Source organism: Flectobacillus roseus (assembly GCF_030056595.1).
In the GTDB taxonomy this organism is placed as follows: domain Bacteria; phylum Bacteroidota; class Bacteroidia; order Cytophagales; family Spirosomataceae; genus Flectobacillus; species Flectobacillus roseus.
Genome location: NZ_JASHIF010000011.1, coordinates 245,432 through 268,872, shown reverse-complemented (window position 1 = coordinate 268,872; position 23,441 = coordinate 245,432). Strand labels below are relative to the sequence as shown.

Annotated in this window: 12 protein-coding genes; 10 read left to right on the top strand and 2 right to left on the bottom strand. The window is 38.0% G+C overall.

The features are described 5' to 3' along the window. Window positions 1–6 precede the first annotated feature (6 nt). From QM524_RS15125 to typA, 8 genes are all read left to right on the top strand, one after another. Window positions 7–786: a rhomboid family intramembrane serine protease gene (locus QM524_RS15125; RefSeq protein WP_283345219.1), complete on the top strand. Its 780-nt coding sequence runs from the start codon at window positions 7–9 to the stop codon at window positions 784–786. A gap of 183 nt (window positions 787–969) precedes the next feature. Beyond that, window positions 970–1,881, top strand: a complete 912-nt coding sequence (locus tag QM524_RS15120) for a rhomboid family intramembrane serine protease (protein ID WP_095160115.1) — start codon at window positions 970–972, stop codon at window positions 1,879–1,881. Window positions 1,882–2,139: 258 nt separating this feature from the next. Next, window positions 2,140–4,101, top strand: a complete 1,962-nt coding sequence (gene dxs, locus QM524_RS15115) for a 1-deoxy-D-xylulose-5-phosphate synthase (RefSeq protein ID WP_283345218.1) — start codon at window positions 2,140–2,142, stop codon at window positions 4,099–4,101. A 162-nt stretch (window positions 4,102–4,263) separates the two neighbouring features. After that, window positions 4,264–6,087, top strand: coding sequence for a sensor histidine kinase (locus QM524_RS15110; RefSeq protein ID WP_166577256.1), 1,824 nt, complete (start codon window positions 4,264–4,266; stop codon window positions 6,085–6,087). 156 nt (window positions 6,088–6,243) lie between these two features. Beyond that, window positions 6,244–7,971 (top strand): hypothetical protein, encoded by a 1,728-nt coding sequence (locus QM524_RS15105; protein WP_283345217.1) that lies wholly within the window; start codon window positions 6,244–6,246, stop codon window positions 7,969–7,971. 97 nt (window positions 7,972–8,068) lie between these two features. Next, window positions 8,069–14,833 (top strand): carboxypeptidase-like regulatory domain-containing protein, encoded by a 6,765-nt coding sequence (locus tag QM524_RS15100; RefSeq protein WP_283345216.1) that lies wholly within the window; start codon window positions 8,069–8,071, stop codon window positions 14,831–14,833. A gap of 81 nt (window positions 14,834–14,914) precedes the next feature. Then, window positions 14,915–16,876 carry a fibronectin type III domain-containing protein gene (locus QM524_RS15095; protein WP_283345215.1) on the top strand — a complete coding sequence of 654 codons (1,962 nt, stop codon included), beginning with the start codon at window positions 14,915–14,917 and terminating at the stop codon, window positions 16,874–16,876. A 237-nt stretch (window positions 16,877–17,113) separates the two neighbouring features. Further along, window positions 17,114–18,928, top strand: a complete 1,815-nt coding sequence (gene typA, locus QM524_RS15090) for a translational GTPase TypA (RefSeq protein WP_095160109.1) — start codon at window positions 17,114–17,116, stop codon at window positions 18,926–18,928. Between the two features lie 638 nt (window positions 18,929–19,566). On the opposite strand, the gene QM524_RS15085 is transcribed toward typA, so the two are convergent. Then, a complete protein-coding gene (locus QM524_RS15085) occupies window positions 19,567–21,309 on the bottom strand; it encodes a hypothetical protein (protein ID WP_283345214.1) in 1,743 nt (580 codons plus the stop codon). A 372-nt stretch (window positions 21,310–21,681) separates the two neighbouring features. Between QM524_RS15085 and panB the strand changes: the two genes are divergently transcribed. Further along, window positions 21,682–22,497, top strand: a complete 816-nt coding sequence (panB, locus tag QM524_RS15080) for a 3-methyl-2-oxobutanoate hydroxymethyltransferase (RefSeq protein WP_095160107.1) — start codon at window positions 21,682–21,684, stop codon at window positions 22,495–22,497. 38 nt (window positions 22,498–22,535) lie between these two features. After that, window positions 22,536–23,261, top strand: a complete 726-nt coding sequence (locus QM524_RS15075) for an RluA family pseudouridine synthase (RefSeq protein ID WP_176464323.1) — start codon at window positions 22,536–22,538, stop codon at window positions 23,259–23,261. Here QM524_RS15075 and QM524_RS15070 read toward each other — a convergent pair. Further along, window positions 23,227–23,412, bottom strand: coding sequence for a hypothetical protein (locus QM524_RS15070; RefSeq protein ID WP_095160105.1), 186 nt, complete (start codon window positions 23,410–23,412; stop codon window positions 23,227–23,229). The genes QM524_RS15075 and QM524_RS15070 overlap by 35 nt on opposite strands. Window positions 23,413–23,441: the final 29 nt, after the last annotated feature.

The following is a 23,441-nucleotide window of genomic DNA, read 5'->3' as shown; positions in this document are numbered from 1 at the left end:
ACCCCAATGTTAACTCCTATTGTCAGAACACTTATCGTTATTAACGTTATAGTGTTTATGGTACAAAGTTTTAATTCACATTATGACGATCAGATAACTTCATTATTTGGTTTGCACTATTTTACCTCCGAGCGGTTTAATCCTATTCAATTTGTATCTTACATGTTTGTACATGGTAGCTTTATGCACCTGTTTAGTAATATGTTAGGATTATTTTTCATGGGACCCTTACTTGAGAGATATTGGGGAGAAAAACGCTTTCTGGCTTTTTACTTTATTACTGGTATCGGGGCTGGACTTCTATACATGGGAGTGAAATATTACGATTACTCTGTATTAGAAGAAGCCACTAGGGCTTATATCTTGCATCCTGATTTGAGTATGTTTAATAAGTTTTTGGAGCAATTCTATCCAATGGGTATTCCTAGCGAGGCATATAGTTATATACCTAGTTCAGGACGAATTACCTTGCAAGACTCCATTATCGTGGCCGAAGAAAGCTTAAGAGCGGTACTCAACACTCCTACCATTGGTGCTTCGGGCGCTACCTTTGGGGTAATGGCTGGCTTTGCCATGTTATTCCCTAATACCGAGTTGATTGTTTTTCCAATACCAATTCCTATCAAAGCTAAATATTTAGTAGCTTTATATGCTTTATATGAATTTTATGGAGGATTACATAAAACTCCTGGTGATAATGTTGCTCATTTTGCCCATATTGGAGGAATGATTTTTGCTTTTATCTTGATAAAACTTTGGAGTAAAAATCGTAATAATTTTTATTAAGGAAACGAATAATAAATCATCGAGCAACAATTAGAAATTGTGCCTCGTTATTGATAAATTACAACTTGATAAACAATATACTCAGCTGAAGGTTATTTCTATTGAGTACACAAAATATTTTATCGTTAATTTTGCTAAAATTTAATTGACCCGTATTATATAGGTTTTGAAAAGATTATCACAATGAGTGGGATTTTGGATGATTTTAAAGATGCTTTTTCCAAGCGTAACAATGGATTAATTCAGCTAATATGGTTGAATGTGGCTATCTATATCTTTACGCTACTTTTATTTGTAACTTTTACGTTGTTCTTTAAAGGTGGTAATTTATACTACACGCTGCTTTCTTATGTAAGCCTTTCTCCTGAGCCCACCACTTTGTTATTTAGACCTTGGACGCTTCTTACGTACTCATTTCTGCATCACATCAACCCTATTGTTCATATATTTCCTAATATGCTCATGCTGTATTGGTTTGGCTCAATCCTTCAGGAATATATAGGTAGTAGAAGACTCGTAGGTCTATATATTGTTGGTGCAATATTTGGGGCTGTATTAGCAGTATTGGCATTCAATTTTATTCCTTATTATCATCAGAATATAGCAAGTACTTCTATTATTGGAGCTTCTGGAAGTGTAATGGCAGTGGTGTTTGCGGCGGCAACTTTAGCACCTGACTATTCATTTTTCTTATTTTTAATAGGTTCTGTACGCATCAAATATATTGCATTCCTGTTGTTGATTATATCTCTGGCGGGGTCTATTGGTGCCAATGCAGGTGGAGAAATTGTACATTTGGGTGGAGCTATTTTCGGCTATATTTATATTAGACAACTCAGAGCTGGAAGAGATTTTAGTACTCCAATTGAAGCAGTTATTGAGTTTTTTGAAAAATTATTCAAAAGAAAAAATGAACCCAAGATTCGGGTAGCATATCGCCAAAAAGAAGCTAGCTATAGTAGCACAGCGAGCAGTCATTCGGGATTTCCTGACGAAGAAGAGGTAGATGAAATACTAGATAAAATCTCTCGCTCGGGCTACGAAAGTCTTACCAAAGAAGAAAAACAAAAGCTATTTAAAGCTTCTCAAAAATAAAGAAAAATCTATCGCAGATTAGCGACAAAAAGGGGTTGTGCTTGAATACACACATCCCCTTTTTTATTTGCCCAAAATAATTGCGTAAATTGCACCATATTTGGACCGCGCAACGATTAATCTTTCCATTAGATTTTTTTAAACAATTTAAAACCCTCATAGTTTATACATCAGGCAATTGAATTGTTTAGCACTCAGTTGATACGTACCAAGCAACAAACAAGTAGAGTCAATGCTACTTTTAGACCAATCGAAATCATGCAAATTACACCAGGCAAAATATTAGCTCAAATCAACTCCCCAGAGGATTTGAGAAAACGTGACCGCTCGGAATTGTTGCAAATTTGCGACGAACTACGTCAGTATATCATCGATAACGTATCGGTGTATGGTGGCCACTTTGGCGCATCACTTGGTGTTGTTGAATTATCAGTTGCACTTCATTACGTATTTAATACGCCCGACGACCAGTTGATTTGGGATGTAGGTCATCAGGCGTATGGACATAAAATTTTGACAGGTCGTAAAGATTCTTTCCATTCAAATCGTTTGTATGGAGGAATTTCTGGTTTTCCAAAACGCAAAGAAAGTCCTTATGATGCCTTTGGGGTAGGTCACTCATCTACTTCAATTTCAGCAGCATTGGGTATGGCTGTGGCGTCAAAATACAAAGGCGAAAACCACCGACAACACATCGCAGTAATTGGCGATGGCTCTATGACAGCAGGGATGGCTTTTGAAGCCATGAACCACGCTGGCGATATTCCCAACAATATGTTGATTGTTTTGAACGACAACTGTATGGCTATCGACCCAAATGTGGGTGCATTGAAAGAATATTTAACTGATATTACTACTTCACATACTTACAATAGAGTAAAAGACGAAGTTTGGAACTTGCTTGGCAAAATGTCCAATTTTGGAAAATCAGCACAAGAAATTGTTTCTAAAATCGAAAATGGACTGAAAGCTACTTTACTCAAACAAAGTAATCTATTCGAGTCATTGAATCTACGTTACTTTGGCCCAATCGATGGACATGATGTTGAGTATCTAGCAACGGTTTTGAATGACCTAAAAGATATTCCTGGTCCAAAAATTCTTCACTGTATTACGACCAAAGGAAAAGGTTATGCTTTGGCCGAAAAAGATCAAACTTTGTGGCACGCTCCAGGGAAGTTTGATAAAATTACTGGAGAAATTAAGAAGAAAGTTTACGCTACTCCTCAGCCACCAAAATACCAAGACGTTTTTGGGCATACCATTGTTGAATTGGCAGAGCAAAACCCTAAAATTATGGGAGTTACGCCAGCAATGCCTTCAGGTAGCTCGCTCAATATTATGATGAAGGCAATGCCTCATCGTGCTTTTGACGTAGGTATAGCCGAACAACATGCAGTTACATTCTCGGCAGGGATGGCTACACAAGGCTTAACAGTATTCTGTAATATCTACTCTACATTTATGCAACGTGCTTTTGACCAAGTGGTACATGATGTAGCAATTCAGGAATTACCAGTAATCTTCTGTCTTGACAGAGCTGGTTTTGCAGGCGCTGATGGACCAACCCACCATGGTGCTTATGATATTGCCTATATGCGTTGTATTCCCAATATGATTGTTTTTTCACCAATGAATGAACAAGAGCTTCGCAATATCATGTTTACCACATCTTTGGATGATTTTAAAGAATTAAAGCAAGCTATTTCTATTCGTTATCCACGTGGCGAGGGTGTTATGCCAAATTGGAAAACGCCATTTGAAAAAATGGAAATTGGAAAAGGTCGCAAAGTTAAAGATGGCGAAAAGGTAGCACTCCTTACGCTGGGACATATCGGAAACTATGCTGTAAAAGCTTGCGAAGAACTTGCTATGGAAGGCATCAATCCTGCTCACTATGATATGCGTTTTGTGAAACCTTTGGACGAAGCTATGCTTCATGAGATTTTCCAAAACTTTGACAAGGTTATTACCGTAGAAGATGGTTGTCTTCAAGGAGGTTTTGGTTCGGCGGTAGCAGAATTCATGCTAGACCATGATTATTCGGCACAAATCAAACGCCTTGGTATTCCAGATAGAATTGTTGAGCATGGCGAACAAATTGAATTACACAAAGAGTGTGGCTTTGACCCAGAGGGCATCGCGCAAGCTGTAAGAGATATACTTGGTAGAGAAAAGGTTGTACATTCAAGCAACATTGTTAATCTTACCATGAACTAAAAAGGCTTATCTAATTTTTAAAGGCGAGAGTTTCTCGCCTTTTTTATTGTACATACTTTGATAAATGCAGGTAACTTCGTAGGTTTGATTTCTTATAAATGCTCTATTCCTTTACTACAACTATGCTAAACAATCGACTAGGCTATTAATTTCTCTTTTAATATGATTCGTTGGGTACTTCTAACTTTGATTATTCTTTCTTCGCAGTTCGCATTTTCTCAAAAAGAAATCGTGATTGAAAATCCTAATCAGGCACTCTCTATTGGAAATAATATTGAAATACTGGAGGATAAAAAAGGAATGTATTCATTATATGATGTATTGAAACGCCCTGATGTCGACGCTCGTTTTATCAAAAGTCTTCAAGCTAGTCCTAATTTCGGTATCACAAAATCTGTCATCTGGTCACGCTTTACACTGGTCAACAAATCTGGTCAACGTTTATATCTTGAGATAGGCGAACCCGTTCTCGATAGTATCTCCATTTATCGAGTAGATCATGGAACCATCACTCACAAAAGGCTAGGTGTTTATCAACATAAAAGTAAGAGAGATATACAAACCAATTTGTATCTGGTAGATTTGGAGCTTAATTCAGACCAAAAGTGTACCTATTATATCCGTATCCAAAATAATTTACCACTCTTATTTCCCTTAAGAGTAGCCCCCCTTAAGATTTTCTTTGAAGACAACCACCCCAAAGACCTCATGCAAGGTATTTATTTGGGTATCATGCTAGTTATGGCCATCTTCAACTTCTTTATTTTCTGGACAGTACGAAGTAAAGAATACCTATACTATGTCATGTATGTATTGGCTTTTGCGGGTTTTTTCTCATTCAATAAAGGAATTGCCCATGAGTATCTTTGGCCCAATGCTATCTGGTTCAACCATTTTACCTCGGTATTTATTTCGGCGGCTATTGGCTTTGGACTATTGTTTGCTGAAAGCTTTTTGGATGCCAACAAATACCTTCCTGCTTCGTATAAAACAGTTCGTATTCTTTTGTCTGCTATTACGTTTTTCTTGGTGGCCAATTGGTTGGGGGCTGGAGCAATGAGCACACAAATTTTACATAGTATTGCCTTTTTGGCCGTAATGTATATCCTGTTTTTAGCCATTTATATTTGGATTCAAGGTTCTCAAGCAGCCTTGTTTTTCTTAGTGGCTTGGGCTGTGATGTTGGTGAGTGCCTTGATATTTATTTTACAACTTTCTAATGTTTTACAAAGCGACAATTTTACCCGCAATGCCCTACAGGTAGGTTCAGCATTGGAAGTTGTACTCCTGTCATTTGCCTTAGCGTATCGCATCAACTATTATCGTTTAGAAAAAGAAAAGTACCAAGCAGAAGTAATCCAACAACTTCGCGAAAATGAACAAATCAGAAGCCGCATCGCACGTGACTTGCATGACGATATTGGTAGCACATTGAGTAGTATCGGAATACTAAGCCAGGTTGTTGAATACCAAATAGATAAAAATCCACTATCTGTAAAAGAGTTAGTTCAACGTATCAATGAAAGTTCTCAAAAAGTACAACGTTCATTAAGTGATATTGTCTGGACAACTAGACAGACGAGTAATAGTTTTGGCGAAGTATTAGTCAAAATGAAAGAATTTGCGGCAGAAGTTTTTGAACCTAAAAATATCAATTATTATTTCCAAACTGAAAATTTACCCGAAATTCAACTATCAGCGAACAAACAATATAACCTCTATTTGATCTTCAAAGAGGCAATTAATAATATTGTCAAATATGCTGAAGCGACAGAGGTAAACATTGAAATCAGTTTTGAAAATTCAGAGCTACGTTTATTCGTCAAGGATAATGGCGTTGGTTTTGACGAAAATCTCATCAAAGCAGGTAATGGTTTAGGAAATATGCGTAAACGAGCTGAAAGTCTTGGTGGTAGTATTACTATACTTTCTAGAGTGGGAAAAGGTAGTTTTATCGAACTCAAAGTACAAATCAAGCAATCTTAGCAATATTTCCACAATCACATAAATCACTCATAATCATAATACTTAAAGAAAAACTACAGTTTAAATACCGATTACTCAGATTCCTGATTTTTCCTTCTTAGATAGTTCAAGAAATTGTAATATTGACTCAAATATTCAATAGTCCGTACTATTACTATGAAAACTTCTAACAATTGCCGTTTAGTAGTTGTACTTATCCTGTATTTTTCCTCTCTTGAACCTCTCTACACGCAAAACCTTGAAAATTTATCTCAACAAAAGCCAGTCTCCCTATCAGGAAATATTGATCTAAGAGGAATTTACTATTCTGCCAACGGTATCTCGCCAAGATACCCAAGTACATCTTACGTTTTATCAGGAGCGCCAACGCTGAACCTTTATGGGCTTGCGATTCCATTTGCTTTTACTTTTAGCAATCAGGAAAGTAAAATTGCTCAGCCATTTGCTCAATTTGGGCTAAGCCCTACTTACAAGTGGCTCACGCTACATGGCGGCTATCGCAATGTATCCTTCAATCAGTTTACCTTGGGTGGGCATACCATGCTGGGGGGCGGCATAGAGCTAACACCTGGCAAATTCCGAATGGGATTCATGTATGGTCAGCTCAACAAAGCTACCAAATTGGATTCCACTACCCTATCGCTAGTGCCAGTGGCATTCGATAGGACTGGTATGGCTGTCAAAATTGGTTATGGCACTGACAAAACCTTTTTCGAAATCAGTGCGCTCAAAGCATCTGATAAAATGGGAAGTGCGCTGTTTGATGTATCTGCCCAACAAGGAAATCCCAATTTGTCAAGTACCACAGCAGCCGAAAACCTTGCCTTAGGTCTGAATATGCGTATCTCCTTTTCTTCAAAACTCTCGTGGGATACCGAGGCTGGAGCGAGTGGCTATACAAAGGATGTTAATTCGAGTGCTGAAATAGATAAAAGTAAACTTCCCATTTCAGGAAACACACTCGACCAGCTACTCCAGGTTAATGGGACTACCGAGCTGTACACGGCTGTTCAAACGGCACTTCGGTACAAAGCTAGGTCGTGGGGACTACGGCTCCAGTATAGGCGTATCGACCCAGAATACAAAACGATGGGAGCTTATTTCTTTAATTCCGACATCGAAAACATCACCATTGCCCCACAATTTTCCATCTTCAAAAACAAATTCAGATTTAATGGAAGTATAGGTTTACAAAGAGATAACTTAAATAAACAGAAAAAAACAGAATCCAAAAAAGTCATTGGATCGGCAAATTTGAGTACTGACTTTACCGAAAAATTAGGATTAGATATCAACTATTCTAATTACTCAAACAATCAGACACCAAACACACTCAGGATTTCGGATACTGTCAGAATTACTCAAACAACTCAAAATTTATCGATTAATCCACGCTATACAATTTTGGGAGAAAAACAGTCCAATTCTATAATGCTATCCTATAACCTGATGGATTTGCAGGATTTTAATAATACCTATTCTCAAGATAGTAAATCAAGAAATTTGAGTTCTCAAAATATATTTCTCAATTACAACCTTTCTTTCAACGCCAGTAATTTTTCTATTTATAGCACTCTCAATTACACCACTATCACAGGTTCTTATCTGAGTGATAAAAACTATGGTGTCACGCTAGGTTCTGACAAATCTTGGAAAGATAATAAGTTTAACCTAAGAGGCAGTGTGAGTTATTTGTTAGGCGACCGTGGAGGTGAAAAAAGCACTATTATCAACGGAAATGTTGGTGCTACGTATCAGGTAAATCGACATCATCGCTTCGCGCTAAACAGTTTTCTGATTAGCAATTCGCCTCAAGCAGCCTCTAGTACCAATCTCAAATACACAGAAATACGAGGCGAGGTAAGCTATAGTCTTCTTTTCTAAAACCCATATTAATCATATACTGTTTGAAACAACCTCATCAGGTTGATTTTCAAGCAGTATCCCTTTTCAAAAAGTAAGTCCTCAAACTTTTACTATTATGAAAAAGTACTTTTTCTTGATGCTTTTCCTATGGGTAAGTATTCTCAGTCAAGCTCAATCTCCGCTAAAAATTCAGGTAACAATGTTGCCTCCATATCCAACAACAATATCCGATTTACAAACTCGTAGCAATCAAGTTGTGATACTGGTACAAAACCTTTCTCGACAAAGCTACACGTTTGTTTTGGGCGGAGAATTAACCGATGACAATGGCGTTTCCTTAAAAGCAGTGCCTTTTGTCGGGCAAACAACTTTAACCGTAAATGCCCTCCAAAGCCTCCGCTTATCAGCCAATGACTTTAGTCGTATTTTTGACATCAATAAAATTCAGGTTTCTGGGATAGATAAAAATACGCTTATCCGTACAGGCGCTATTCCTGAAGGCTCTTACCGTTTGTGTTTGAGGGCTTATGACCCAGCCACACTTCGCCCTATATCTGACGAAGAACCGCTAGGATGTTCCAATACTTTCCCGATTCAAAGTATTGAACCTCCCATCATTTTGCGTCCACAAAATGAAACAGAAGTAATGGTAAGCACCCCACAAAATATTCAGTTTGCATGGACAGTACCTGCCCAAGCTCCTGCTGGTACACGCTATATTTTTAGGATTAAAGAACTTCCCACTGGTCAGAACCCAAACAATATCATGCGTTTGGGTACACCTTACATCTTGGAGCAACAAACCAATGTAAACTTTTTAAATTACGGTCCATCATTTCCTTTGCTGGTAGCAGGTCGAAGTTATGCTTTTAGCGTGCAAGCCGTAGACCCAACGGGGCGCACATCATTTCGAAATCAAGGTTATTCCGAAATATATCAGTTTACCTATCAAACCCAAAAAGCTCGTGACATTGATAATGCCATCTCAATCTTAGTTCCTAAAAAATGTGGAGATGATATAAAAGCAGGGATAAATATTGCATTCTATCTTCGCTGGAAGCCCCAAAGACCTACAGTTCCTGAACGCTACAATCTCGTAATTACTGATAGCAAACAAAGTGTCGTTGTAAATAAAACACTTAGTAACCCTTATTTTCAGGAAGATGATATCAGTAAAATAGGCGTCGTAAATGGCAATAAGTACAATATGAAAGTTCAGCAAATCGACCCCAACAATAACCAAGTTGTGGCTGAACAAAGTTGTGATTTTACCTTCAGGAAAAAAGACTCTATTTTGGTAGTAGCCCAAAGGCATATCAAAGGAAAATTAACCTATGCTTACCCTGAGCAAACAGCTGCTTATAAGGCATCCAATGCTTCCTTAGCACTTTATTTACAAGAAGTTATTGACAAAGGAGGAAACGACTATCGTGTATTGGATGAAAAACTTATGTCACAAACTACCACTCTTTCTGATGGAAGTTTTGATTTTGGGGTAAACGACTTTAACAAAGTCAATCAACCAACTGGGAAATTTTTTAAAGGACAGCCCATTACAACGATATTCAAAATTGTCTCAGATAGTCCCTATTACAAAGACTACCCAAATGCCGTTTTATTTAATACCAAGGACGGAGATATAGATTTAGGACTTATCAAAACTGAAGCAAAAGGCTTTAAATTAAAAGTTCGTTTACAAGAAGGATACAAGAATATCTCCAAAAAAGAAATATTAGAAAATCGTACTGTTTATTTATATCGTCTCAAAAAAGCTTCCTCCTCCTCTTCGAATACTGGAGGTTGGCAAATTGGCTCAGGAACTGTACCAAACGGTTTTGGCGGAGGTATTGGCAATAACACCCCAGGCATTGGCTTAGGCGGAAACTCCTACTCGGGAGTGCGTCCACCTGTTGAAGGCATGATTACTCGATTTTCATCTGCTGGTGTTCCTAGCCCATCCATTGATCCTAGAGATGTGGATTTGTTTGCCAAAAAATCTTCAAATTATGAACTCATTGCCACTGAAAAAACCGATAATAATGGTGAGGCTCTTTTCGAAAACCTTCTTTGTAAAGCCGATGAAAATGATGTCTATTATTTGTGGACAAGTGAAATGGACATCAAAGATGCTCAGCCTTTTTCTATCAGTTTTTCAAAAAACATGAATGTTACTCAGTCTACAACTTTAACTGTTATTTCGCCTTTTCCTCCTACTGCAACACTTACAGGAAAAATCATCAGTAAATATTCTGACCCTAACGAAACAGACCTAGCTCCTTTAGCAAATACAACTGTAAAGGCTCAAGTTATGTATGTTATGAAAAATGCCAAAGGTGTTAACTATAATATTTCTGGTCAACATCAAGTAAGCCCAGATGGTACTCCTTCGGTAGTGATTCGCAACAATTACAGTTTTAGTGGACAACCCGAATATGCAGATTCGGATATGATCATTGGTACTGGAAAAACGACCAACGATGGCTCTTTTTCTATGATCATTAATTTTGATAAAATGCCCAAATGGGGACTCGTCAAAAAGAACATGACGATTGGTAACACCTCTGGGGAGTTTCCTTCATACGTAACTGGTGATTTGTATCGCTACATACGCATCGTAGTCGAAAGCCCTTATTACTGTAGTCCCGACGATAACCTCGAAATATATCCTCTTGAGTCCAAAAACGTAGGCACTCTGATGTCGCTGGTTCAAAGTTTTAGTCTCGAAGTAGCCGTTAAATCTAATAGTGACCCCAATCAGGCATCACCTAATAGTGCCTTGAGTGGCATGGATGTATTTTTATTGCGCGCTTGGAAAAGTAGACCTGCGGGAGTTCCACAAAACGAAGGTATGCACCTCAATACTTACGCCAGTGATAATAATGGAAAGGGATATGAAATCATTTCAAAAGAGGTAACTAATGGTTCTGGCAAGGTATTACTCAAGCGACTAATCCGTCACTCGGGCATAGCCTCAGATGTATATTATCTGGCGGTACAATCCAACCCAAACTCAGGTACAAACAATACTTATGGCAATTTGGATAAATCCGACAAATCTAATTTCCCTTCAGATTATGTAGGGATTATCATTTCTCAGGATAATGAAAAGACGAATAATGCTTTTGGTGCTTATACTTTCAATAGTGAGTATAATCATTTCCAAAACAGTACAACACGTCTAATGAGTCCAGCCAAACCACGACTTTCGTATCGTGTTGTCCGAAAAGACAAGGCCACCGATGGTGTTGCAAGTGCTAGTGCTTCCATGGTTTTCAAGAAATTATTTTCTAAAGAAACTATTAGTACCTACTCTGACAAGGATGGTTATGTAGTATTCAATAATTTACAAACTGGTCTGGAGTCAACACTTACAATCAGTCATCCTTCTTACAACTATGAAAACCAAGACGAATACACAGAATCTATTCCAGCCCTAAAAAATGGTGTACAGCTGGTGCAAAAAGAAATCCCCCTCACACCTAAGGGACTGGTTGCAGGCACAATCGTCAATGAGCAAAATAAAGGTGTTGGAGCGTATGTCAAAGTTGGGAAAGGACCTTATGTTGAAACCTCCGCCAATACTGGTATCTATTTTACCTATGCTATTCCTAAGATGCTTTCATTGGTCAATGTTATTCCCAAGGATATATCTTATTTTGAGGAAAATGCTTGGGTAACAGTTCCAGATGGTGTAAAAGTACTAGATAAGATTACAGTATATCAACGCAATCACCGTGTCAAATTCAGAGTAATGGGCGAAACGCAACTTGTTACGCTCAATGCCAATGGTAAAACCACTACCAAGAATGTCATCCAAGCGATTGAAAAAGCTTCTGTAGATATTCTAGGGCAAGTATTTTATTCAGATAAAGATGGCTGGGTAGAGGCACAATTCAAAAATGTATCTGTCAACTATCTGCAAATGAAAGTAAGTTCCCCAGCCAAAATGGGGTATATACCACAAACCATTGCCTTTACCAACGAGGAAAGTCGAGAATACCAGCTTTATGATGATGTAATACTGAAAAACGGCTTTAAGATTGCAGGCAAAGTGATACTCAATGGTCAGCCTGTTAAAGGAGCAGAAGTATCTATGACAGCAGGCATCAATGGCGTTTCTTACACAACGCAAAGTGAAGCAGATGGAAGCTTCAAACTTTCTTATCCAGAAGCGGCCTCGTATGCACGTGTGGTAGCTACCTATAACCCCAACAATGGTAAAGCTTACATTGGTGATGAGGTGTATGTAAATACTCAAAATGCAAAAAATGTAACACTCAATATCAAAGAAAGTGATTTCAATATTACCACACTATGGGGATTTCCGATTCAAATTGAACAAGCCCAAAAACAAGCTAACGGTAATTTGTTGGTGAGAGGAACGATTTCTTTCAATAAAACAAACACAGGAAATGGCACCGTTCAAGGACCAGGAGGAATCCAAGTGAATACCAATCTAGATAATGTAATGGTGTTCAAACTATTTGACAGCGATATGAAAGTATCATTTTATGGTGCCGAATTCAGCAAGGTTGGAGACAAAACCGTTTGTGTATCTCAAAAAGTAAACCTTCAACATAGCTATTTAAAAATGCGCTATAATGATACTTACAATACCAAAACAGTTCCAGCTAATAGCGACTATTATTTGTCGATTGTCAAAAGTGGGGATTTGTCGAGTTCAGTTAATGGCTTAACTCAAATTATTGATAACTCCTTCAAATATCCAAGTAGCCATTTAGAGTTTGACGAAAATGAATTTTATTTTGCTATCAACAACAATGGGGTTTTAAACCGTAACATTCCAATTATTTCGTCCTTACCTGATATTCCGAGCAAATTTAATATTTGCAACAAGCAAGGAAACCCTATCAAGTTCAAATTTATTGGCTTTGATGCCCAAGCTCAAACAGCTACTTCTACGATAAGTGGTAGCAAAATAATTTTGGATGTTAGTTTGGATTGTAAAATACCAAATGCCAATCCATCCGCTTTTAAACTCAATGTTGGTAAAATAGAATTAACCTCTGATCAAGTAAAAGCAGTTACTGGGCAAGCGATGTCCTTTAATCTTGCAGGTAAATGGAGTGTAGAAGTAAAGAACTGGTCTATTTCACCCACCGAAGGAGGAATTACGTCTTCAAATGGTATCATCAAAACAGGCAAGATAGATGTTCCTTTTTCAAGTTTTATGCTACGTTCTAATCTTCTTGACATTAGCGATTTTAAAGTAGAAAGCCTAAATGTAGCTGGCATTGCCCAACTACAAACTACTGTTTCTGGAGACAAAATCTATTTTGGTTATGATGCCAAAACTGGTAGTGATGCCTCAGGACATTGGAAACTGAGCGTTCCGTCAGGCAGTGCTGGCTATGCTGGAAGAATCAAAAAAGAAGACCTTGTGAAATTCAAAGGATTTCCGAATCAGGACATTACCTTAAGCATGATTTCATTGCTCGACAATGGCGAGGACATTTTGTCTTTTAGTAATGAAAGTAGCAACTATAAACTTTTTAATTTAGTCAATTTCAAACCTAATACTATCAATACAGGTGCTGACTATTTCTCGTTGGTTGGCTCAGGCTCAATAGGCATTCAAAGAGTTGCCAACGACCAAATGTTGGTAGTAAAATTTGTTAAATCTACTCCAGCAATCCAACTAAGTACTTTCGACCTTGGTTTTGAAGCCAAAGGATATGTTCGCTTTTCATCGGTAGCTGGAGCAGATATGCAAACGTTTGAGAATGGTCGTTTTGTAGCTACTGGCAAAATAGAAGAACCTGGCAAATTACAGCCCATCAAGGTAGCCTTAATCCATACCCCAACCGAAACTAAGATTGTTCCTGTAGAAACAGAATTTCCAAACCTCCCAAAACAATCTATCCCGATTGGTGGCTCAGGGGCGAGTGATACCAAACTCAGAAATATTGCTCTTACCCTAACGGCAAGTCCTAATCAAGATTGGTCTTTCCTAACTTTTGAAGGGGACTTAGATAATTACAAAGGAACCCAAAGCCAATCAAATCGTATAAAATTTACTGTATTTGGTGAAATCAAGGCTTCAGACCAAAAAATCCAAGCTGACAATTTACCTTCCTTACCGGGTTTACAACTTACTTATGATATTGAGAAAAAACGCTTAATTGGCACTATAGACCTAAGTAAGCTCACACAAGGAGTTGAAGGTCTTGAGATGAAAGGAGTAGCTCAGGTGTTATTTGACCCTCAAGGTTGGATTCTCACAGCAGCGGGTATTGTCAGCAATGTCCCACTGCCTGACCCAACCGTTCTAAAAGCAGGTTTATTAATTGGTAGCTACAGCCAAGCGCTCCCAGCGGAGTCTTCTAGCGTATTGTTTACCTATGTACGAGAGAAACAGCTTCCATGTAGTTTTGCACAAGGCTTTGCAGGATTTTATGTAACAGGAGAGCGTCCTATGCCACTCGATGGTCTGTCTATGGAAATCGACTTGGTTATTGCGAGTGCCTATTTTAGCGTCGATGCCTTTATGGATGCCTATTTTTATGGAAACTTATTCGGCACTGTTGATTTTGGCGCAGGCATCAGAGCCAAAGTTCATGCAGACTATGGGCTAAAGGCTATCACTTGTACAAGTCTCACAGGATCGGTCGATGCCGAAGCTGCCATTAAAATTCAGGTACAAAAATCGAAAGGGAATTTCTCAGCAAACCTAAATGCCAAACTAGGAAACTCAAATAAGATATGTCTCAAACAACAAATACCACTACTATTCGATTGTGGTTCAACCCTCTTTGATGATTGTCTTGAGAAAGGATTCTGTGTAAGTTTCTCTGGAGGAACTAGCGGAGTTAGTGCCGACCTCAGTTTAAGCCCTTGCAAAACTGAACCTTGTAAATAGTTAAACTTTTCAATTGCCTTTATTATGAAAGTTTCTTTCAATACATATACCTCAACACTCATATTTCTGCTAATAATCAGCATGAGTGCTCCCATTTTTTCGCAAAACTTACAAACTTATGTTGGAAAAAATGGCATTTTTATTCTTTTTGGAAAAAATATCCCCATCAATTTTAATTACCAACTCGAACGCAAAATAGCCGCTTCCACAGAATGGGAACCCGTAACTAACATCACTGTTGATCGTTCTGCTCAAAGCTTACTTTTACGTTTACGACAAGCTCATCGTAAAAATTCTTTTTACGAAGTCCCTGGTGATACAGTATTCAAAAGGTTCTCCAAACTCATGAATCGTGCCGTTATCTCTGACTCCCTTTACGAGTTCAACGCTTCGCCATTGATGCTCGAAACCGCAGGATTAGGCTATTTCGACACAGAGGTACAACCCAACCAGACTTATCAGTATCGCCTTACAAGCAATTCGCCCAAAGTGTCAGAACAAACGTCTGCCCCTATTCGTTTTGTGGCACAAAAGCCAAAATATGAATTAGTGTTCAATAAAAGTCTACCAGAAGAAGACCTTGTGGGGCTAGAATGGCGTATTTCAAAACGGGGTAATTTACCTTTTAGCTGGAAGGTATATCGTCAGTATTATCTCCAAACTACCATGCAGGAAATTCCTGTCATCAAGTTTTTTACGGCATCAAGAGACAGTGTAATCCTCAGAACAATCGACAGGCAAACTTCTGCAAAGCGACTTTATCGTTATATGATTATTCCTTACGACGCCTTTGGTAATGAGGGGACTCCTAGCGATACTATTTTAGTGAAAAATGTAAAACCGTATAGTGATATCCCTATTCTTCAGCACTTTACGGCTGATAGTGATAATCAACGTAGGGGTATTTTGTTAAAATGGAGTTTTGATAAAGCCATTGCATTAAAAGACCTCCAACTCTACCGAAGCAAAAGTTTTGAAGGTCCATATCAAGCCATTGCCACTTTACAACCAGCAGACACAACATATTTGGACAGCAAGGTTGAGCCAATCGAAACCTATTTCTATTACCTCAAAATGAATTCTCTTTATAACCAAGGGTACCCTTCGGTAAAAGTTGCGGGTATGTTAGAGGGCATCGAGCAAGCTGTATTACCTCCTAAAAACCTAACCATTAAGCAACAAGGTACTATAGTGACGCTCTCGTGGACTCGCTCAGAGCGCAATACACGCGGCTATTATGTATATCGAGGCGAAGGCTATAAAGGCAAGCAAGTTCAAGCGTCAGACCTTGTTTACAGTAAAGATTCTTTAGTTTCTTATACGGACAATATCCAAAATCTTGATTCCACACAAGTTTATTCTTACTCTGTAGTGTCTTTCAATACTAGCTACAATACAAGCCCAAACTCTAACTCAGTTTATACAGTACCTTCAGCGGCCTTGTCATTACCAACACCTATTGGACTAGCAGCCTACCGACAGTCAAACAACAAAGTATTGGTTATTTGGAAAGACATGACTGTTATTAGCCCTTATGTGACAGGATATGAATTATATCGACGAGAAGTAAATCCGACAAGCAATAAAGCGCTAGATGATTACAAAATCATCTTTCAAAATTCAGTGGCAAATATCCAAAACTCCTTTGTTGATTCGCTTGGCATAACAGGCAAAAGTTATGAATATGCTGTAAAATCCGTTGGTCATCACAATTTTCAAAGTGCCCTGAGTGCACCCACAACCATTTTACTAAGTAAAGTATTACCACCTCCCCCTGCAGGGCTAAAAGTAATCACTGATAATCAATCTATTATTGTAGAATGGGACAAACCAGCATTCAAAAATCTCAAAAATTATAAGGTATACAGGTTCGATTCTCAGAGCAGAACACCCCTATTAGTTCAAACTTTACCCGTAGGTATAAACACTTACAAAGATGCTGGATTACCTAAGGGAAAAGACTACTTCTATAAAGTTTCGGTAGTTGATTCACAAAACCAAGAAAGCATTCTTAGCGACGAAGTTGGAATAAGTTGGCAGTAGCTAATCAGGGCTTATCGTAAATATGAAGAAAAAATAATTATAAACAATTGAATAATAATACATTAAAAATCATTTAGATAAAAAAAATACCATTTTTATTTGAAGGTCAATAGCACTTTTCTAAGAAAAACTCCGTACCTTTGCACCCTCATTCAAGAGCTACGTTAAGAGTTATTCGTGTTACAAAAGCAAAATGGCGATTAACGATTAGTAAATAACAGATAACATTCATCGAAGATGCAAAGCATTCGTAACATTGCAATTATAGCGCACGTTGACCACGGTAAAACGACCCTTGTTGACAAAATCATCCACGCATCGAAATTATTTCGTGATAACCAAGAATTCGGAGATTTGATTCTTGATAACAATGACTTGGAACGTGAACGTGGTATCACAATTGTATCTAAAAACGTATCAGTTCGCTACAAAGGCGTAAAAATTAATATCATTGATACTCCTGGTCACTCCGACTTTGGAGGCGAAGTGGAACGTGTATTGAAATTGGCTGACGGTGTTTGCCTTTTGGTGGATGCTTTCGAAGGTCCAATGCCTCAAACTCGTTTCGTATTAGGAAAAGCAATTGACTTAGGTCTTAAGCCAATCGTAATTATCAACAAAGTTGATAAAGAAAACTGTCGCCCTGACGAAGTACACGAGCAAGTATTTGACTTGATGTTCAACTTAGGTGCAACAGAAGATCAATTAGACTTCCAAACACTTTACGGTTCATCTAAACAAGGATGGATGAGTACTGACTGGAAACGCAAAACTGAAGATATTACTGAATTATTAGATGTAATCATCGACAACATTCCTGCGGCTCCAATCAATGAAGGTCCTGCTCAAATGCAAATCACTTCATTAGACTACTCTTCATTCGTAGGTCGTATCGCTATTGGTCGTGTTCACCGTGGTACTTTCAAAGAAGGACAACAAGTTGCTTTGATGAAATCTGACGGTACTGTGAAGAAAATGAAAATCAAAGAACTTCAAACATTTGAAGGTCTTGGTAGAGCAAAAGCTGAGGAAGTTTCTTCTGGCGAAATTTGTGCAATGATGGGTATCGATGACTTCGAAATTGGTGATACTATTTCGGATGTTGAAGTGCAAGAGGCATTGCCACGTATTTCGATTGATGAGCCAACAATGAACATGTTGTTTACAATCAACAACTCTCCATTCTTTGGTAAAGAAGGTAAATTTGTAACTTCTCGTCACTTACGTGATCGTCTGTACAAAGAAACCGAGAAAAATTTGGCTTTGAAAGTTGTTGCAACTGATTCTGAAGATAAATTCTTAGTATTTGGTCGTGGTATCCTTCACTTGTCTGTATTAATCGAAACGATGCGTCGTGAAGGTTATGAATTACAAGTAGGACAACCTCAAGTAATTTTCAAAGAAGGTGAAAATGGTGAGCGTTTGGAACCAATCGAAACATTGGTAGTAGACGTTCCAGATGAGTCTGCTGGTAAAGTAATTGAATTGGCTACACAAGGAAAAGGTGAGTTGTTGATTATGGAACCAAAAGGTGACTTACAACACTTAGAATTCAACATTCCTTCACGTGGTTTGATTGGTATGCGTTCAAAAGTATTGACTGCTACTTTTGGTGAAGCTATCATGGCACACCGTTTCAAAGCGTATGAGCCTTACAAAGGGCCAATTCCTGGACGTATCAACGGATCTTTGATTTCGATGAACTCAGGTTCGGTTACCGCTTATGCAGTAGATAAATTACAAGACAGAGGGGTATTCTTTATCGATCCAGGTGAGGAGGTTTATGCAGGTATGGTAGTTGGAGAGCATAACCGTCAAAATGATATTGAAGTAAACCTTCAAAATGCTAAACAATTAACGAACATGCGTGCTTCTGGTACGGATACTAACGTTAAAATTGCTCCGAAAATCCAATTCTCATTGGAAGAGTCAATGGAATATATCCAGAAAGATGAGTACTTAGAAGTAACTCCTCAATCGATTCGTATGCGTAAAATCTATTTAGATCCAAGTGTACGTAAGCGTATGGAACAAAAAATGGAAATGGCTTAGTCATAAAAAACAAAACCCCTCTGATTCAAGTCGGAGGGGTTGTCCTTTTACCACTAATTGCTTTATAATTTCTATCTATATAGACAGCACTTTTTATGAAAGGGTTGTATGAGTAGTCAGATTTTTTTAATATTTTTTCAAAAAAATCTATTTCTTCCTGATAATCAAAGCAATAAAAAAACTCCCAGAAAAATTCCGAGAGCTTTCTAAATTCTCCATAAGCTTTGATAATTTCTTTATTAGTTTCTTGTGTACTTTCCAATCAATTATTAGACTGCTTGCTTCCTAATTTTGACCAAGTATTTTCCACTCTTTATTATTCCTTTTTTACTGTGTTGAATGGCAGAAATGCCTTATAATTACTCATGTAAATAACCTTTCATTTTAGATATTGGATTTCGGAGGTATAACCCACTTTTTGGAATCTCATTTTACAAGCAATCAGGTATTTTTCAATATTTCCGAAATCAGAAATCCCCAATCAGCAATAGTTTAAAATTCTTCCCTATTCCCTATTCCCTATTCCCTATTCCCTATTCCCTATTAAAGACATGATTCACGGTAAAAAGGTTGTAACAACTTAAAAATAAAAAGCCCCTGATTTTTCAATCAGAGGCCTTAATAATGATCGTTAGAAACTATTTTCTTTTTGGAGAATCAGGAATAATTCTGATATCATTTGGTTTCTTAGGGTCAATATAGAATTTGTATTTTGCAACTTGTCCAGTTGGCTTACAATCACCAGCACTCAAACGTTGAACTTCGTATTCATAAACCGCTGGCGATTTAGGAAGTGGAAGATCTTCTGGCCATTTGATATTTGGGTTTGTAGCTACATTTTCATAATTAACTACTGTACTGTATTTTTTCACACCTGTTACTGTACCAGCACTTGCTTTTTTACGTCTTGGAATAAGCTTTTTAGCAGGAGCAGAAGTTACTGTAGCAGGAGTTGCCGCTTTAGCAATCTTACGAGGCTTACGCACTGGCTTACCTGTTCCAAAGTATTTGGTAGCAGTTGAACCACCGAAGATTTTAAAGATATACTGATCTTCAGTTTTTGCAACAGGAGCGATTGGCGCTGGTTTTGCTTTGTAACCGAAACTAGCTGCATTTGCTTCAGACAAACATTTACCTTGTACACTTGATTGAATAGTGTAGTAATAGAAGCTGCACTCATCACCATTTACAAGCGAAACATTATTAGGTAAGTTTAATGTAGTAGACTTGGTAGTTTGCTGATATACAGGAATACCCGAACCATCAGCTTTATACAACTTGAAAATATACTCTTCGTTTTCAGGAGTACCAGAAGTACTTTTCCAACGGAAAGTAGGCTTTTCAGTTGAACCATAATCGTACATTCTTCCACTTTCAGACTCAAGTGTTGGCACTGCGCAAACTACTGGAGCTGGAGGAGGAGGCAACAATTCATAAACTGTTTGAGCACTACAAGCACCAAATGTGTGTGCCAATGCCAAACCAAAGTTACAACCACCATGTGTTCTTGTATCTTCTTTTGTCAACAAGATATTAGAACCAGGTGTTACGTCTTGTCCTACTGTAGTAAATGGAGTCTTTGTTACAAAACCAACAGCATTCAAGCCTAGTGACCAGTTTTTAGACAAGTTGTACAACAAGTCTACGCTAAGAACACCACCTAGTTGATTTTTAGAAGCCGAAGGGTTCAAGCGGAAAATTACTTGATCTGCTCCTAAGTTACCAGGAATTGTAGCACCAAAACGAGGAGCTGAGGTATTCATCAAACCACCTTTTGCATCGATATCTAGAGAGAATTTCGAGCCTAATGGAAGGGATACAGCAGGTCCAATCATCAACAAGAAATCTTCATAGCTACCCACATTATCATATTTTAATGAGCTTGTAGGAATACCTCTTGTTGCTGCATTACGAGCAATCAAACCTTGTGGTCCTTTGTAGTCATCGCTAACACCAAAATTTTGATAACCACCAAGGATACCCAAACCAACCTTGCCCCAGAAGTGATTAACTGTTAAATAGTTATAAACACCTGATTTAAGGAACATGGTAATATCTTCACCTTCTTTACAGAACGGAGTTGCAACACCAATACGATCAGTAATTTTCCAATATTGCTTTGGTTTTGTAGAAAGAACTACATTACTGTTTTTATAAAAAGCAGTATCAAGATGATAACCCTCTGCTACTGATTTTACAATTTTACCGTTAGAGTAAGTAGTAGTTGTAATTCCACTTTCTGTCACTGAACTAACAATCGACGGCTTGCTTTCGGTCTGTGCAGTTGCTACTTGACTAGCTAAAAGGCATGAAATAACCCCCATAGATAGTCGCTTAGAAACATTGACAGCGAAACTGGATGTTGAAAAACTTTGTTTCATAACTGCTTGTTTTATAATTATTAATATAGGATTTACTGGTAATGCTTTAGTTTCGACAAAAATATAGCCAAAAAGTCACTAACAGAAACAATATAAAGTAAAAAAGTCATATTGCCAAATTGCTAAACATTGGATTATCAAACCTTCTGCTAGAGTTTTTTGACAAGAATCCTGTAAATTTGCACAATTGAAATTTTACAAGCAAAGATACGTCTCATTATTTAATATTGAATACCGCTTAATAAACGGTATTTAAGAAGAATTTCTTACTCGTATAATTAATCATTTGTTATACAATGATTTAATTTTTACTTTTTCGTCAATTCTTGTTCTCAATTTTGAAATAAGTACCATTCGTTAGATAGAACTACCATGTCCGTACATAGTGAAATTAAGAGAATCACCACCCACATTTTGCAAGAAATGAAGAATCGTGGTGAAAAAATTAGTTGTTTGACTGCCTACGATTACTCGATGGCTCGTATTGTCGATGCAGCAGGTGTTGACCTTATTTTGGTTGGCGATTCAGCTTCCAATGTAATGGCAGGGCATGAAACAACGCTCCCTATTACCCTTGACCAAATGATTTACCATGCTTCATCAGTTGTGAAAGGAGTTAAGAGAGCACTTGTCGTAGTCGATATTCCATTTGGCTCATACCAAGGTAACTCTTCGGAAGCACTTCGTTCAGCGATTCGAATTATGAAAGAATCGGGAGCGCATGCCGTTAAAATGGAAGGTGGTGCCGAAATTAAAGAATCGATTACTCGTGTTTTAAGTGCAGGTATTCCTGTAATGGGACACCTCGGACTAACACCACAGTCTATTTACAAATTTGGAACTTACTCTGTACGTGCCAAAGAAGATGATGAGGCAAGCAAACTCATCGAAGATGCCAAAATGCTTGAACAATGTGGCGCATTCAGCGTTGTTCTTGAAAAAATTCCTGCAGCACTTACCAAAAAAGTATCCGAGCAACTCACCATTCCAACTGTAGGTATTGGAGCAGGCCCTGATGCTGATGGTCAAATTTTGGTGGTACACGATATGCTTGGTATCAACAAGGAGTTTAAACCACGCTTTTTGAGAAGATATGCAGATTTAGACACCATCATGCACGAAGCCATTGGGCAATACGTAGCAGATGTCAAAGCTGTAGATTTCCCGAATGCCAAAGAAAGTTATTAATCTTCAGGAGCACACGCTCCTATTAATCAATTATTATCATGAAAGATTTCCATGTAGTTTACGAGGATAATCATATCATCATTGTAAGCAAAAGAGCTGGGATTCTCGTGCAAGGAGACTCTACTGGCGACCGCACACTTACTGATGCTGTAAAAGAATATATCAAAAAGAAATATGATAAACCTGGAGACGTCTTTTTGCATCCAGTTCATAGATTAGACCGTCCTGTAAGTGGATTGGTTATTTTTGCACGTACCTCAAAGGGGTTGGAGCGCATGATGGAGGTTTTCCGTAAACGTGAAATTCAAAAGACTTATTGGGCAGTGGTAAGAAAAAAACCAGCCAACGAGAAAGGCAAGCTTACTCACTGGCTGGTTAAAGATGAAAAGCGTAATGTTGTAACAGCTCATGATACTGAAGTGAATGGTTCTCAAAAAGCTGAACTATATTATAAAGTTTTAGGTACGATTAATAAACATTATTTGCTGGAGGTTGAGCCCATCTCAGGACGTCCACACCAAATTCGTGTACAACTAGCAAGCATGGGATGCCCTATCAGAGGTGATCTTAAATATGGCTATGACAGACCAAATGCTGATGGGAGTATTAACTTACATGCACGTCGTCTCTATTTTACCCACCCTATCAAAAAAGAACCTATTATTTGCAAGGCGGCAGTACCTCCGATTCCATTCTGGGAAGAGTTTTTAGAACTAGACCCTGAAGATATTAAGCAAAAAAATCTGGGTTTTCTTCATGAATAATCGGCGACGATACATCGGACCAAATCTGTAGTATCAGACTTGATACTGCTTGTTTGACTCCTTGCAAAATTCCGGATGCGATACTCAATGGAAGTATTAATGGTAAAAACACAAGCCATTGTAGAAGCATAAATTGATTTACCTTTTTCATAACTTTTAGATTTTAATGGTTGTAAACGA

Coding starts and splice junctions, on each gene's coding strand:
- QM524_RS15125 (WP_283345219.1), top strand. CDS start 7: ATGTTAACTCCTATTGTCAGAACACTTATCGTTATTAACGTTATAGTG.
- QM524_RS15120 (WP_095160115.1), top strand. CDS start 970: ATGAGTGGGATTTTGGATGATTTTAAAGATGCTTTTTCCAAGCGTAAC.
- dxs (WP_283345218.1), top strand. CDS start 2,140: ATGCAAATTACACCAGGCAAAATATTAGCTCAAATCAACTCCCCAGAG.
- QM524_RS15110 (WP_166577256.1), top strand. CDS start 4,264: ATGATTCGTTGGGTACTTCTAACTTTGATTATTCTTTCTTCGCAGTTC.
- QM524_RS15105 (WP_283345217.1), top strand. CDS start 6,244: ATGAAAACTTCTAACAATTGCCGTTTAGTAGTTGTACTTATCCTGTAT.
- QM524_RS15100 (WP_283345216.1), top strand. CDS start 8,069: ATGAAAAAGTACTTTTTCTTGATGCTTTTCCTATGGGTAAGTATTCTC.
- QM524_RS15095 (WP_283345215.1), top strand. CDS start 14,915: ATGAGTGCTCCCATTTTTTCGCAAAACTTACAAACTTATGTTGGAAAA.
- typA (WP_095160109.1), top strand. CDS start 17,114: ATGCAAAGCATTCGTAACATTGCAATTATAGCGCACGTTGACCACGGT.
- QM524_RS15085 (WP_283345214.1), bottom strand. CDS start 21,309: ATGAAACAAAGTTTTTCAACATCCAGTTTCGCTGTCAATGTTTCTAAG.
- panB (WP_095160107.1), top strand. CDS start 21,682: ATGTCCGTACATAGTGAAATTAAGAGAATCACCACCCACATTTTGCAA.
- QM524_RS15075 (WP_176464323.1), top strand. CDS start 22,536: ATGAAAGATTTCCATGTAGTTTACGAGGATAATCATATCATCATTGTA.
- QM524_RS15070 (WP_095160105.1), bottom strand. CDS start 23,412: ATGAAAAAGGTAAATCAATTTATGCTTCTACAATGGCTTGTGTTTTTA.